The organism is Streptomyces sp. CNP082, assembly GCF_059570535.1.
Window position 1 is genome coordinate 34395 of the sequence record NZ_JCANSZ010000012.1, and the last position, 13095, is coordinate 47489.

The 13095-nt window shown below is 72.6% G+C and carries 17 protein-coding genes; 5 read left to right on the plus strand and 12 right to left on the minus strand.

Features of this window, described 5'->3' with window-relative positions:
* Positions 1 to 35: 35 nt before the first annotated feature.
* The 3 genes from B124_RS12905 to B124_RS12915 all read left to right on the plus strand — a co-directional run bounded on the left by B124_RS12905 (position 36) and on the right by B124_RS12915 (position 1890).
* Positions 36 to 974 carry a DUF1444 domain-containing protein gene (locus B124_RS12905; protein ID WP_496502922.1) on the plus strand — a complete coding sequence of 313 codons (939 nt, stop codon included), beginning with the start codon at positions 36 to 38 and terminating at the stop codon, positions 972 to 974.
* A 149-nt stretch (positions 975 to 1123) separates the two neighbouring features.
* The gene (locus B124_RS12910) at positions 1124 to 1480 is read left to right on the plus strand and encodes a hypothetical protein (RefSeq protein WP_496502923.1); all 357 of its coding nucleotides are present in this window, start codon (positions 1124 to 1126) and stop codon (positions 1478 to 1480) included.
* Positions 1481 to 1644: 164 nt separating this feature from the next.
* Positions 1645 to 1890 carry a DUF397 domain-containing protein gene (locus tag B124_RS12915; RefSeq protein ID WP_496502924.1) on the plus strand — a complete coding sequence of 82 codons (246 nt, stop codon included), beginning with the start codon at positions 1645 to 1647 and terminating at the stop codon, positions 1888 to 1890.
* Between the two features lie 7 nt (positions 1891 to 1897).
* On the opposite strand, the gene B124_RS12920 is transcribed toward B124_RS12915, so the two are convergent.
* The 5 genes from B124_RS12920 to B124_RS12940 form a co-directional block, all read right to left on the minus strand.
* Positions 1898 to 2365, minus strand: coding sequence for a hypothetical protein (locus tag B124_RS12920; RefSeq protein WP_496502925.1), 468 nt, complete (start codon positions 2363 to 2365; stop codon positions 1898 to 1900).
* A 69-nt stretch (positions 2366 to 2434) separates the two neighbouring features.
* A complete protein-coding gene (locus tag B124_RS12925; RefSeq protein WP_496502926.1) occupies positions 2435 to 3061 on the minus strand; it encodes an OmpA family protein in 627 nt (208 codons plus the stop codon).
* 13 nt (positions 3062 to 3074) lie between these two features.
* Positions 3075 to 3677, minus strand: coding sequence for a hypothetical protein (locus B124_RS12930; protein ID WP_496502927.1), 603 nt, complete (start codon positions 3675 to 3677; stop codon positions 3075 to 3077).
* Between the two features lie 18 nt (positions 3678 to 3695).
* Entirely contained in the window at positions 3696 to 4376 is a 681-nt protein-coding gene (locus B124_RS12935; RefSeq protein ID WP_496503033.1) for a pilus assembly protein TadG-related protein, read from the minus strand.
* Positions 4373 to 4579 carry a hypothetical protein gene (locus B124_RS12940; RefSeq protein ID WP_496502928.1) on the minus strand — a complete coding sequence of 69 codons (207 nt, stop codon included), beginning with the start codon at positions 4577 to 4579 and terminating at the stop codon, positions 4373 to 4375. Before B124_RS12940 ends, B124_RS12935 begins: the two co-directional genes overlap by 4 nt.
* Before the next feature lie 287 nt (positions 4580 to 4866).
* Between B124_RS12940 and B124_RS12945 the strand changes: the two genes are divergently transcribed.
* Complete coding sequence (locus B124_RS12945; RefSeq protein WP_496502929.1) at positions 4867 to 5739, plus strand: LLM class flavin-dependent oxidoreductase; 873 nt, start codon at positions 4867 to 4869, stop codon at positions 5737 to 5739.
* Positions 5740 to 5893: 154 nt separating this feature from the next.
* On the opposite strand, the gene B124_RS12950 is transcribed toward B124_RS12945, so the two are convergent.
* Positions 5894 to 6121, minus strand: coding sequence for a GntR family transcriptional regulator (locus tag B124_RS12950; RefSeq protein WP_496495975.1), 228 nt, complete (start codon positions 6119 to 6121; stop codon positions 5894 to 5896).
* A 281-nt stretch (positions 6122 to 6402) separates the two neighbouring features.
* Here B124_RS12950 and B124_RS12955 point away from each other — a divergent pair, with 281 nt between their 5' ends.
* Positions 6403 to 6645, plus strand: coding sequence for a hypothetical protein (locus B124_RS12955; RefSeq protein WP_496502930.1), 243 nt, complete (start codon positions 6403 to 6405; stop codon positions 6643 to 6645).
* Positions 6646 to 6793: 148 nt separating this feature from the next.
* On the opposite strand, the gene B124_RS12960 is transcribed toward B124_RS12955, so the two are convergent.
* The 6 genes from B124_RS12960 to cpaB all read right to left on the minus strand — a co-directional run bounded on the left by B124_RS12960 (position 6794) and on the right by cpaB (position 13085).
* A complete protein-coding gene (locus B124_RS12960) occupies positions 6794 to 7693 on the minus strand; it encodes a DUF5936 domain-containing protein (protein WP_496502931.1) in 900 nt (299 codons plus the stop codon).
* Positions 7694 to 7708: 15 nt separating this feature from the next.
* Positions 7709 to 8644, minus strand: coding sequence for a type II secretion system F family protein (locus tag B124_RS12965; RefSeq protein WP_496502932.1), 936 nt, complete (start codon positions 8642 to 8644; stop codon positions 7709 to 7711).
* A 108-nt stretch (positions 8645 to 8752) separates the two neighbouring features.
* On the minus strand, positions 8753 to 10087 hold the full coding sequence (locus B124_RS12970; protein ID WP_496502933.1) for a TadA family conjugal transfer-associated ATPase: 1335 nt from the start codon (positions 10085 to 10087) through the stop codon (positions 8753 to 8755).
* A 2-nt stretch (positions 10088 to 10089) separates the two neighbouring features.
* Positions 10090 to 10419, minus strand: a complete 330-nt coding sequence (locus B124_RS12975) for a TadE/TadG family type IV pilus assembly protein (protein ID WP_496502934.1) — start codon at positions 10417 to 10419, stop codon at positions 10090 to 10092.
* Between the two features lie 77 nt (positions 10420 to 10496).
* Entirely contained in the window at positions 10497 to 12269 is a 1773-nt protein-coding gene (locus B124_RS12980) for a CpaE/TadZ family protein (protein ID WP_496502935.1), read from the minus strand.
* A 102-nt stretch (positions 12270 to 12371) separates the two neighbouring features.
* On the minus strand, positions 12372 to 13085 hold the full coding sequence (gene cpaB, locus B124_RS12985) for a Flp pilus assembly protein CpaB (protein WP_496502936.1): 714 nt from the start codon (positions 13083 to 13085) through the stop codon (positions 12372 to 12374).
* Positions 13086 to 13095: the final 10 nt, after the last annotated feature.

The following is a 13095-nucleotide window of genomic DNA, read 5'->3' on the forward strand; positions in this document are numbered from 1 at the left end:
CGCGGACGACGTACGGACGTACAGGGGGCACCACCGTGGGGATATTCGGCCGCAAGCCGCGCCGCGACGCGCGGGACACCACACGCGACCCCTCGTTCGAATTCTTCTCCGAGGACGAGGGCGCCCGCTTCCGCGCCGGCGTCCACGCGGCCTTCGCCGAGCAGGGTCTTGAGGTGGCGGTCGGCGCGGACGCCGTGACCGACAGCTCGGGCCGGCGGTTCGGCCTGGGCAACCTGGCGGCGGTCTGCCACAACGACGCCCGCGGGCCGCGCGTCTGGCCCGAGCTGACCCGCCGCCACATCGGCATCATGCTGCGGGCCATGGACGGCCCGTCGGTGCTGGACACCATGCCGGCGGAGAAGTTCCGCGCCCAGCTCTACCCGCGGCTGCTGCCCGACGAGATGGCCGGCTCCGACGGCTTCGACTACGCGCGCCCGCTCGCCGAGGGGCTGCGCGAGGTGCTGGCGCTGGACCTCCCGGAGAGCGTGATGGTCCTCCCCCGCTCCTCGCTGGAGCCCTTCGGCGACATCACCGTGCTGCGCGCGCGGGCGCTGGACAACCTGCGCGGGCTGCCCGTCGAGGCGCACGAGACGATCGAGCAGGAGGAGGGCGCGCGCGTCGACGTGCTGATGGGCGAGTCGATGTTCACGGCGAGCCTGGTGCTGACGCTCGACGAGCTGGTGCCCCGGGTCACCGGCCGCGGCCTGAGCACGGACGGCGCGCTCGTGGCGGTGCCGTTCCGGCACCAGCTCGCATTCCACGCGATCCGCGACAGGCACGTGATAGCCGGCCTCAACACCCTCGCGCAGTTCGCCGCGGCGGGCTTCGAAGAGGGCGTCGGGCGGATCACGCCGGACGTCTACTGGTGGCGGGCCGGCTCGCTGACCCGGCTCAGCGCGATGGACGAGGACGGCATCAAGATCATGGTGGACGGGGAGTTCCAGGCGGTGCTGGAGCGGCTCATCGAGGGCTGAGCCCGACGCCGCCGGCACCGGGGTACTGGACCCCGGCGACGCGCTCCGAGCGCCTCTGGTACGCGCGCACGTGCCCGGCCTACGGTGGAGGGCCGAAGCCGGCGCAAGACTGCGGCCACGACTGCGGCAGAGAGCCTGAGGAAGCAGCCATGGGCGACTGGTGGTCCATCGAGGTGTCCGACGCCCACTCCTCCGCACTGCGGTGGAAGGACGCGTACGAGTACGCGCTCGTCGAGTCGGCGATCAGCAACCGCGCGACGACGTGGGAGTGGCACGTGCACTCCCACGGGATCGTCTTCGAGATCGCCTTCCGGGAGGAGAGCGACGGGCAGGCGTGGCTCCGGCTGCCGGGCGTACGGGCGGCCTTGGCGGCCGTGCCCGACCCGGCGGCCGGACTTCTCGTCCACCGCGGCCCCGACGGCGCCGCCTGCTGCCGCGGCCCCCGCCGGCAGGGTGTTCCGGGCCGGGCCGGAGCGCGGGGTCCCGCGGGGCGCGCGGGGGACTGACGGGGAACGGCCGGGCAGCGGAGGAATCAGCGGGTTCTGCGGGTTCGGCGGGAACTATGCGCCGTGCCGTTTCGTCCTTGGTTTCGAGGTCTTGCGCCCGCAATGGGCGGCCTTGGGCGCGTCGTGGTCCGGCGCGCGGTACGTGACCATACGGCGGGAGACCGATGAGCACCCAGCACGGCCCGGACGGCGCGGACAACGCGGACGGCCCGGACGGCCTGCAGTGGCGGAGGAGCAGCTACAGCCGCGGGGCCGGGGCCAAGTGCGTGGAGGTCGCCGCCGGGGCCGGGGTGGTGCACGTGCGGGACTCCAAGACGCCGGACGGGCCGGTGCTGACGTTCACACCGGCGGCGTGGGCGGCGTTCACGCGGTTCGCGACCCGTACGCCGGGGACGGTGCGGAGGTTCTGAGGGGGCTTCAGGAGGTCCGGCTGTCGCGGGCGGGGCAGTCGCCGCTCCGCCCGCTCCGCTCCCGGGTGAAGCTGAGGAGGTCGTCGTGGCGGATCTCCTCGCCGTCGCGGTCGTTGACGACGACTGCGGGCAGCCTCTCGACGCAGTCGGCGAGGAGTTGCCGCAGGTGCGCGAGCTTGATGCCGGCGGCGATCCGGCGGCCGGGGGCGTCGTCGGCGAGGTCGGTGGAGATGACCGTACGCACCGCGGTGTCGCCTTCCCACTCGGTCTCGACGCCGGTGACGTGCTCGGCGAACTCGGCCGGGGTGTAGGCCGGCGTGCCGGCGGACTGCCCGGCGGCTTCGCGCCGGTGGGCGGCGGAGTCGTCGGGGAGGCCCCGTAACACGTCGTCAGCGAGCCACAGCGCGCTGCCCAGCACGACCACGGCACCCGCCATGACACCGACCACCCGCGGCAGCCGCCCCACGAAGGCCACGCTGTCCTCGCCCCCTCCCGGCACGCAGGCGCGCCGAGGCGAGGATACCGGGCACGACGGACATCCGGGTCACTCTCCGCGGGGGAAGCTCACCTCGACCCGCCGGTTCTGCTTGCGGCCTTCCTCGGTGGCGTTGTCGGCGATGGGGTAGTCCTCGCTGTAGCCGCGGACGACGTAGGTGATGTCGGCGGTCTGGAGGGTGCTGGTGAGTTCCTGGTGCACGGCGTTGGCGCGGTTCTTGGAGAGGGTGACGCCGTGCTCGTACGACCCGAGGTCGTCGGTGAAGCCGAAGACGCGGACGGTGTCGGGCTCGTTCTGCTCGATCTCGTCGGCGATGGCGGCGATGCGGGACCGCGCCTGGCCGGTGAGCTGGGCGCTGTCCTTGGGGAAGAGCACTTCGGCCTGGAGCGCGATGGTGATGGTCGAGTTGGAGTCGGACCGCCGCTCCTCGCCGCCCTGGGTCTCGACGACGGAGACGATGTCCAGCACCTTGGGGTCGGCGAGGGTGGCACCGTCCTGGAGCTGGAGATCGGGGTCGTTGGCGTCGGTCTCGACGGGCGGGGGCGCGGAGGTGCTGGTGCCGGGCGGGGAGGACGGGACGGGGACGTCGTCCTGGGCGGGCAGGGCCTGCGCGACGCCGGGGGTGGCGACGAGGAAGGAGGCGAGGGCGAGCGCTGCGGCTGTGCGGGAGGGCATCGCGGTGCTCACCTCATTCGGAGATCTCTAGGTTGGCGGGCGGGAACGTGGGGAGCTGGAACTCGACCTCGGTGGTCTCGTCGGGCGGGGCGGGGAACTGGATGTAGATGGTCAGGCTCTCGCCGGCGGCGACCCTGGTGATGCCCGAGCTGCACAGGCAGCGCATCTCGGTGTCCCGCAGGGCGTAGTAGCGCTTCTTGCCCTCCGGGTCCATGAACGTCGCGCCCATGAGGGACGACTGATCCGCTCCCTGCTCCCGGCCCGCCCAGTCCTGGATGTGCACGAAGTCCTCGGTGCCGGTGTTCTCCAGCTCGCCGTTGAGCGTGACGAACCCGCCCGTGTCCCGCTTCAGCTCCAGCACCCGGAGGATGATTCCCTCCTTGTTCTTCACCTCGGCGATCGGCTCCGACGGGACCTCCTCGTCGTCAGCGTCCTGCTGGCCGTCGCCCTTGGCGTCGGAGTCACCGCCGCCGGACGTCTCGGAGGCGCCGGACGACTTCGCGTCGCCGTCGCCGTCGTCGCCGCCGCTGCAGCCCGCGGCGGTGACCGCCAGGGCCGCGGCCAGCGCCACGGCGGCGGCCCCTCTGCGCGCCCTGCTCGTGCCCCACATGCTCATTGCAGCTTCCTTCGCTGTTCAGTCGACGAGCCGGACGGAGAAGAGGTCGTCGGGGTCGGGAAGGATATCGACGTCGTCGGGGTCGAGGGACCAGTCGCCGCCGTCGCAGTCGAGTTCGAGCGGCGGCTTGTCCTTGTCCTCGTCGTCGTCCTCGTCGCCGCGGCCACCGCCGCCTCCGTCATCCTCGTCCCGGCCGTCATCCTCGTCCCGGCCGTCGCCCTCTCCCCCGGAGTCGTCGGGCTCCTGCACCTCGCAGCGGGATTCGAGGACTGCCGTGGCGGTGGCCTCGGCGCGTTTGTTCTCCGTTCCCGGTACGAGCGTGTCGCCCACGGCCTCCCGGTTCCGTACCGTCACGGTGAAGCCGTCGTCCGGGTCGTACACGCGGTCGCAGTTGGTCGTATCCGCGTCGTTCCTGGCGGCGAAGTCCTGCGCCGCGGCGCAGGCTGACCCGTAGTCGAAGCCCTCGCCCCCGATGACGTCGTCCCACGACCCCGGGTCGACAAGCTTGTCGAGCAGTCCGTCCGACAACTGTTCACGCGCGTCGTGCGCGGCGGCCAGCGCGGCGGCGTCGGCCGCGCCCTGGGCGTCGTTGCGGTTCGCGGCTGCCTGGCCGACGGCGAAGTACGCGACGGCGAGGAACAGCAGACCGGAGATCGCGGCGATGTAGAGGGGGAACGCCTGACCGGAGTCACCGCTCAGCCGATTCTTTCGATCTGGTCCTGGATCTTGCCGAGGATCAACTGCCCCAGCCCCGACTGGATCAGCACCAGCACGATCACCACGGCCACCGCGATGATCCCCAGATACTCCACCGCCGTCTGCCCCCGGTCGCGCTCGCGTTCGCGGCGCAGCCGCTGAGTCGCGGCCAGGGACCTCAGCAGCAAGTCGTTGGGTTTCCACATGCGGTCTACCTCCGGAGTCGGACAACGCGGCCGTTGCCGTCGGTCCGTCAAGCCAATTGTGGTCTGCAATAGCGGACTTGGCGTCAGGAACGGCCATTTTCCGTCCTCCCCCTCGCCGCCCGCCTTACACCTGCGGCAGTCCGCGCCGCAGCGCGTCCACGTGCGCAGCGTAACCGGTCGCTCGCCGACTGTCCCACACCCCCCTCGCGCATGCGAAGAGGGCGGAGCGGAATACCCGGGATGTCCTTCTGCCGGGGATGTCGGCCGGCCCGGGTACGGTCGGCGGCATGACGAGACTTGCCACCGTGTTCATCCCCCAGTTCCCTCCCGAGCAGCTCCGCCCCGTGGCGCAGGCCGCCGACGAGGCCGGAATCGACGAGTTGTGGGTGTGGGAGGACTGCTTCTACGAGAGCGGGGTCGCCACCGCCGCCGCCGTGCTCGCCTGGACCGAGCGGGTGCACGTCGCCATCGGGATCCTGCCCGTGCCGCTGCGGAACGTCGCGCTGGTCGCCATGGAGGCCGCCACCCTGCACCGGCTGTTCCCCGGGCGCGTGACGCTCGGGGTGGGGCACGGGGTGCAGTCGTGGATGGGGCAGGCCGGGGCGCGGGCCGCGTCGCCGCTGACGTTGCTGCGCGAGCACCTGACCGCGCTGCGCGCGCTGCTCGCCGGCGAGAACGTCACCGTCGACGGGCGGTACGTCAAGCTCGACGGCGTCGAGCTGGCGTGGCCGCCGGCCGGGGCGCCGCCGGTGTTCTCCGGGGGTACGGGGCCCAGGACGCTGCGGCTCACCGGGGAGTCGGCCGACGGGACGATCCTCGCCGGGGGTGCCTCGCCCGAGGTGGTGCAGGAGGCCGCCGAGGTGGTACGGGCCGGGCGGGAGGCCGCCGGGCGCGGTGGCGCGCATCCGCTCGTCGCCTCGATCCTCGTCGCCACCGGCCCGGGCGCCGAGCGGCGGCTCGCCGACGACGCCCGCCGGATGGGCTGGGACCCGGCCGCGGAGGCCCATGTCGCCGGCGACGCGGCGGCGGTCGCTGCCGCGGTGGACCGCTGGGCGGCGGCCGGGGCGACGACGGTGGTGCTGCAGCCGACCGCCGACGAGCCGGATCCGGTGGCGTTCGTGCGGTGGGTGGCGGAGGAGGTGCGCCCACTGGTGCCGTAGCGCGTGCGCCCCCGGCTCCCCTTCACTCCCCTCGCCCCCCTCCTTCGCCTATCTCCTCCGCCGTCGGCCCCGCACCGTCTGCGCGCGCTGCTGCAGCCGCGAGCGCAGGCGGATGTTGACGACGACGCCCACGAGCAGAATGCGGACGGACTAGCTAGCGGCGGGCCACAGTCGAGCCGATACCCGGCTCCGTGAACGTCAAGCCTTCCTCACGCAGCGCTCGGAGCACCTTCTGTGCCGTTGCCTGAGCGATGCCGAACTCTTCGCTGAGGTCCACCACGCTGGGGACCCGCGATCCGGGCGGGTACGTGCCGTCAGCGATGCGGGCACGCAGCACCACGGCCACCTGCTTCCAGCGGGCTACGCCAGGCTCGAAGTCCATACCAGGCATGATCAGCGCGCGCAGCATTCCACGCGAGCGGTAGCGCGCCTAGCATGCTAGGCATACGATGGCAGCGAAGTGCCCCGGCGACCGCGCAAACGATCCCGGGGCTTGGCCGGAACTGACTGGGAGTTTCGACAGATGAATCGTAAAACAGCCGCAAGCCTGGCCCTCATCGCCGCGTGCGCCGCCTTCCTCGCTGGGATCACCGCGCCGGCGGTGGTGGCACGATGACCGCGCAGAGGCCCCGGCGGGCACCGTGGACAGAGGACGGCCGTGCCGTGCTGCTGGTGACCGAACCGGGCGGAGCACTGGAGAACGCAGCGGACCGGGCGGAGCACGACATGATCGCAAACGCACGGGCGGTCGTAGGCATTCTGGGCAAAACGCGCGGCGAGCTTGAGAGCGCAGACGAATTTGATTTCGTTGTCACGCGGCTCATCGAAGCACTTTCTGACCTGATCAATGTTGCCGTAGCCCGCGGCGAACGGCTCGTGGCGGAAAGGGAACAATCCAAGAGCTGACGCATAATCACGTGCACAAAACGGCCCCGCGCTATCCGCTGGTCAGCGAGAAGCGCGGGGCCCAAGTGTGCGCGCGGCCTTCGTACGGTGAATGGGGCAGGAAGTGCGTCCGCTGGTTTCGTGACCCCCTCCCGGCGGGCCGCGCGCCCTACTCCGTCAGCACGCCGAACTCCGAGCCCGAGCCCAGATACACCGCCGTCACCAGCAGGATGATCGTCGCCGGCACCATCAGGCTGGTGATCAGCAGCGTCGCCTTCGGGATCGCTCTGGACGCGCGGCGGCGGGCGTTCTGGGCGTCCGTGCGGCGCTGGTCCGTGGCGATCTGTATCAGCGTCTCGACGATCGGCGCGCCCAGGTCCTCGCCCTGCTGGAGTGCGGTGACGAACTGGGCGACCTGTTCCGAGTCGTTGCGGCGGCGCAGTTCCTCGAACGCCTGGCGGCGGGAGACGCCCATGTCCATCTGGCGCAGGGTGATGCGCAGTTCGTCCGCCCACGGGCCCGAGTAGCGTTCGCTGACGCGGTCCAGCGCCTGGCGGAAGCCGAGACCCGCGCTGACGACCACGGCGAGGACGTCGAGGAAGTCGGGCAGCGTGCGTTCGATGACGTCGCGCCGTTTGCGTACGGCCGCCCAGATGCCGACCTCCGCCCAGCCGTAGCCGAAGGCCGCCAGCACCAGGGCGCCGACCCACTGGCCGGAGTTGAGCAGGGTGAGCGCGCCGCCGTAGCCGATGGCGGCGTAGACGGCGCGGCGGGCGGCGTAGCGGTCGATGGTCAGGCCGCCGGGGTTGCCCGCGCGGTCTATCTTGCGGCGCTTGTTCTCCACCGCCCGCCGGCCCATCAGCTTCAGCACCAGCGGCGCGAACCGCAGCCCGAGCCGGTCGATGAGCGAGCCGACCGCGGTGGTGCGGGTGGCGCCGACCTCCAGGGCCACCTGGAGGTCGCTGGGGAGCTTGACCTCCGCGCGGTAGACGCGGATGCCGCTGAGGACGCCGAAGACAGCGAGGCCGGCCGCGGCGGCGAGGAGCAGGCCCTGGGTTCCGTAGTCCATGTGTGTCCGGCCCCCTCAGACGTCGATCTTCGCGAGCCGGCGGATGAGCAGGATGGCCAGCGCGTACAGCCCGACGGCTGTCAGCACCGCGCCCTGGCCGAGCGGCGAGGAGCCCATGCGCTCGATGGAGCCGGGCATCACCTGGTCGGTCAGGAGCAGCGTGCCGATGCCCATGACGGGCACGGTGTACGCGGTGAGGGTGACCTGCGAGAGCTGGGTACGCACCTCGCGGCGGGTCTCCTTGCGGTCGTTGAGGGTGCCGGTGAGGTTGCGCAGCGAGGCGACGACCTGGCCGCCTGCCTTGTTGGAGAGCACCAGCGTGGAGACGAGCACGGACAGCTCGCGCGACGGCAGGCGGTCGGCGAGGTCACCGAGGGCGTCGTCGAGCGGTACGCCCACGGCGAGCTGGTCGGTGACCTTGGTCAGCTCCTCGCCGGCCGGGGCCTCCAGCTCCTCGGCGGCGAGGCCGAGCGCGGTGCGCAGGGCGAGGCCGGCCTGGGTGGCGTTGGCGAGGATGCGGGAGAGGTCGGGGAGCTGGTTGATGAACGCCTCGATGCGCTTCTGGCGCTGCCAGTTGAGGTAGGCGTGCGCGCACCACAGCCCGATGAGCCCGGCGATCGGGCCGAAGAACGCGGCGAGCAGCGCGTCGGCGAGGAGCCACAGCACGGCGACGCCGGAGAGCACGTACACCGTGAACTCGCCGGGGGTGACGTCCAGCCCCGTCGTCGCGATGCGCCGCTCCAGATAGCGGCCGATCCGCGTCGGCCGCACCCGCCGGTCGACCTCCGCGAAGCGGCGCCGGGGCCGGCGGTCGCCGGCGTCGGCGAGCCGGTCGAGCAGCTCGGCGCGGCGGGCGCGGCCGGCGGAGTAGACGGCGACGCCGCACACGGCGAGCGCGCCGGCGAGCAGCGACAGGCCGACGACGAGCGCGAACAGTTGCTGGCGGTCCACCGGTTCACCCGGCCTCTCGGGTCTGCGGGCGCGCCGGGCTCCTGTACGCGTACGTCACGTGCGTCACGTACATCACGTGTGTCCCGTACGGCATGTACGTCACGTACGTCACCTCGCCTCCCGCGTCTGCAGATGCCGCTCCGACGGCGCCACCCCGAACGCCGGCGGCACCGGCTCGCCCGCGTAGAACAAGCGGTCGCCCGTGCGCCGCGGCAGCGGCGAGAACTCGAACTGGCCCCGCACGATCCGGTCCGAGCTGATCGGCAGGGCGCGGAAGCGGCAGACGGACACCAGTTGGTAGACCTCCCGGCCGCGGGACGACAGCATCACGATCTCGTCGATCTTGCGGGTGCCGTCGGTGTGCCGCGCGAGCTGCACGATCACGTCGACGGCCGAGTTGATCTGGTCGCGCAGCGCCTCGAACGGCACCTCGACGTCCGACATGGACGCCAGCGTCTGCAACCGCATCAGGGCGTCCTCGGCGGAGTTGGCGTGCACGGTGGCCAGCGACCCGTCGTGTCCCGTGGACATGGCCTGCAGCATGTCCAGCGTCTCGCCGCCGCGCACCTCGCCGACGATGATGCGGTCGGGGCGCATGCGCAGCGAGTTGCGTACGAGGTCGCGGATGGTGATCCGGCCCTTGCCCTCGACGTTCGGCGGGCGCGACTCCAGCCGGATCACGTGCGACTGCTGCAACTGCAGCTCGGCGGCGTCCTCGACGGTGATGATCCGCTCGTGCTCGGGGATGAGCCCGGACAGCGAGTTCAGCAGGGTCGTCTTCCCGGCGCCCGTGGCGCCGGAGACGATGACGTTGAACTTCGCCCGGACCAGACCGGAGAGCAGCAGCAGCATGTGCTCGTCGAGGGTGCCGAGGCCGATGAGTTCCGCGAGGGTGTACGAGCGCGGGAAGCGGCGGATCGTCAGCGTCGGCCCGGTCAGCGACAGCGGCGGGATGATGACGTTGACCCGCTCGCCGGTGGGCAGCCGGGCGTCGACCATCGGGGTCGACTCGTCCACGCGGCGGTTGACGGTGGACACGATGCGTTCGATGGTCTGCATCAGTTGTTCGTCGGAGGCGAACCGCAGCGGCAGTTGCTCGACCCGGCCGGCGCGCTCGACGTAGATCCGGTCGGGGCCGTTGACCATGATCTCGGTGACGCTCGGGTCCTCCAGCAGCGGCTCCAGGATGCCGAGCCCCAGCGCCTCGTCCACGACGCGGCGGATGAGCTGCGCACGCTCGGCGGTGGAGAGCACCGGGCCCTCGCGGCTGAGGATGTGGCCGAGCACCCGCTCCAGCCGGGCGCGCCGCTCGGCGGGCGACAGCGCCGACATCTCGGCGAGGTCGATCTCCTCCAGCAGCTTGGCGCGGTAGGCGGGGACGAGGGTCTCGCCGTGGCCTTCGGCGCTGTGGTCGGGGGTGGTGATACGGGCCCGCAGGCTCATCGTCAGTCCTTCCCCCGCGGCATGGTCGAGCTGCGCTCCACCGAGCCGAAGCTGTCGACGCCGGGGATGAGCGACGGGATCTCGACGCTGGCGGTGACGGTGACCTCGCCGTCGCCGGAGGAGACCGAGAAGCCGGCGTCCAGCCAGTCGCTGATCGACGCGGCGCCCGCGGCCTCGGCGGAGGAGGGCGGGTCGTCCAGGGACTCCATCCGCGCCGCGGCGCGCGCGGCGGTGCCGGCCTGGGAGGCGGTGTAGGCGGCGATGCCCAACTGCACGGCGGCGAGCGCGATGAAGATCAGCACGGGCAGGAACCCGATGTACTCGACGGCCACGGACCCCCGGTCCCGGTACCGGAGCGGTTTCGTACCCGGTTTCCTGCGCGGCCTCTTGTACGACGTGCTGCGCACCCTCAGCCTCCCTCGTCCGTCGCGCCGGCGGTGCCGCTCACCGTGAACGGGAAGTCCAGCCCGCCCGGGAAGAGGACCGGCACCTTCAGGTCGACGGTGGCGGTGGTGACCCCGTTCGACGAGCTGACCGACACCGAGGCGTCCCAGGCGTCCGGCAGGTCCTCCTCCGCGGCGGCGGCGGGGTCCTCGCCGACGGCGGCGGCGCGGGCGGCCATGTCGGCGGCGTTGCCGGCCAGCGAATAGGTGTAGCCGACGAGGACGAACTGCCAGACGACGACGAGGACCAGCGCGATCAGCGGCAGCATGCCGGCGAACTCCACCGACACCTGCCCCCGGTCGCCCCAGCGCCGCCCGCCGCGGCCGGGAGCGGAGCCCGGTGCCGTGCCGGGGGCGGGGCCCGGCGCTGCCGGTGCTCCCGGGGCACCCGGGGCGCCCGGCGGCAGCGCCGGCTTGGCGCCGGGCGGGGCGACCTGCGGGGCGAAGCCCGCGCCGCGCCCGCCGCCGGCTATGGCACCCGGGGCGGCGCCCGCGCCCGGCGCCCGCGGCGCTCCGCCGCCGGGCGCACCCGCACCGCCCTGGCCGCCCGGACCCGCCTGGTCCGGCACCACCGTCAGCCCCAGCTCCCCCGCCACCGCCCACAGCGCCTGCCGTACCGTCGACTTCTGCTCCAGATCCTGCAGCCGCCCCGCGTCCACCAGCGGCTGCAGCTCCTTGAACGCCGCCGGCACCGCCGTGCGCGCCACGGTCGTCCCGGTGGCCCGCGCGATGATCGACGGCTGGATCTCGGTGTTCCGGGTGAGCCGGTTGACCAGCACGACGGTGTCCTCCGCCTTGCGGATCTGCAGCCGGTCCCACAGCCGCAGCATGCGCTTCGCGCCGCGTACGGAGATCACGTCGGGGGTCGTCACGAGCAGGGCGATGTCGGCGAGTTCGACGGCCGCGGCGTTCGGCGTGGTCACCTGGCTGCCGCAGTCGAGCACCACCACCTCGTACCGCGACTTGAGCGCGCTGAGCGTCTGCCGCGCCGCCCGGTCGTCCACGTCCTCGCCGCGCTCGCCCTCGGAGGGGGCCAGCAGCAGGCCGAGGCCGCTGTGGTGGGTGAAGACGGCGTCCTGCAGCACGCGCGGCGAGATGTCCTTGATCCCCGCCAGGTCCGCGACCGAGCGGCGGAACTGCACGTCGAGGTACGAGGCGATGTCGCCGGACTGCAGGTCCAGGTCGGCCAGCGCCACATGCCGCCCGGCGGCCCGCGCGGCGAGCGCGAGCTGCACCGCCGCGACGGTGGTGCCGACGCCGCCCTTCGCGCCGCTGACGGTGACGAGCGTGCCGCCGGGACCGCCGAACGCCTCGGGCCCCGCGGCGCCGAGGTGCCGCCGGACGCCGCCGCTCCACTGCGCGGCGGCCTGCACCCGGGCGGCCAGCTCCTCGTACGCCAGCGGCAGCCCGACGACGCCGCGGGCGCCGGCGTCCATGGCGGCGGAGTAGCCGGCGGGCGAGGTGTCGGCGGTGACCAGGACGGTGCCGACGGCGGGGAAGCGCAGCGCGACGTCGCGGATCAGCTCCAGCGCGGGCACAGGACCGATCCGCTCGTGCACGAGGAGCACCTCGGGCAGTTCGGCCACGCCGGTGCCGGCGAGCGTCGCGAGGTGGTCGAGCAGCGCGACGGAGTCGCCGATCGGCGCGGCGGCCTCGGCGTCGGGCAGTTGGTGGAGGAGCGAGACGGTGGCGCGCGCGGCGTCGGGGTCGGCGATGACGGGCTGGATGCGTACGGTCATGGGCGCCGGCCCCCCTCCGTCGCGTACGGGCGGGCGGCCCGCTGCCCGTACGCCCGCGGGGCGGCGGCCCTTCGCTGGATGCCGATGCTCATGTGCGGCCCCTCACCGGTCCTCGTCGAGGGTGTACGTGCGGTCCTCGGCGGCGATGTCCGTGTCTTCCTCGCCGGGGGCGACGAGGGCGAGGCGCACGTGGGTGGCGAAGGACTCCGCGTACGCCACGCGCTGCGCGTCGGGGGTGCCGAGGGCGAAGGTGATCGGCACGGCCTCGCCCTCGTCGGCCCTGGGGTCGTCGTCGCCGGTGCGCTCGATCGGGGTCAGCTCGCCGACGTCGAGGACGCGGGCGCCCGCGACGATCACCTGGGAGACGGGCTTGTCGCCGTCGCCCTGGGCGTCGAAGGTGGCGAAGATGTTGACCCGCGCGCCCGGGGTGATCTTGCCGGCGACGCCGGTGGAGGCGTCGATCATGATGGCGATCTCCTGCTGCCCGGGCTCCAGTTCTGGCCGGCCGCTGACCATGTCGCTCTGCAGCAGCGAGCCCCGCTTCAGCGGGGTGAGCGCGACCTTGCCGTCCAGCTCGTCCGGGTCGGTGACCGCGGTGTCGGGCAGCCAGCGCTCCGGCATGGTCGTCTTCTCGTACTGATCGGAATCCAGCGGCTCGTACGCCTCCACGTCGGTGGTGAGCCGGTACGCGGTGGCCTCGTCGCCGACCTTGGACTCCACGTCGCTGACGAACGCCAGCACGCCGGCGAAGGCGCCGAGTGCGACGAGGACCGACAGCAGGACGAGGATGATGCCGCGACGCTGGCGTGAGTTCATCGACGGGACC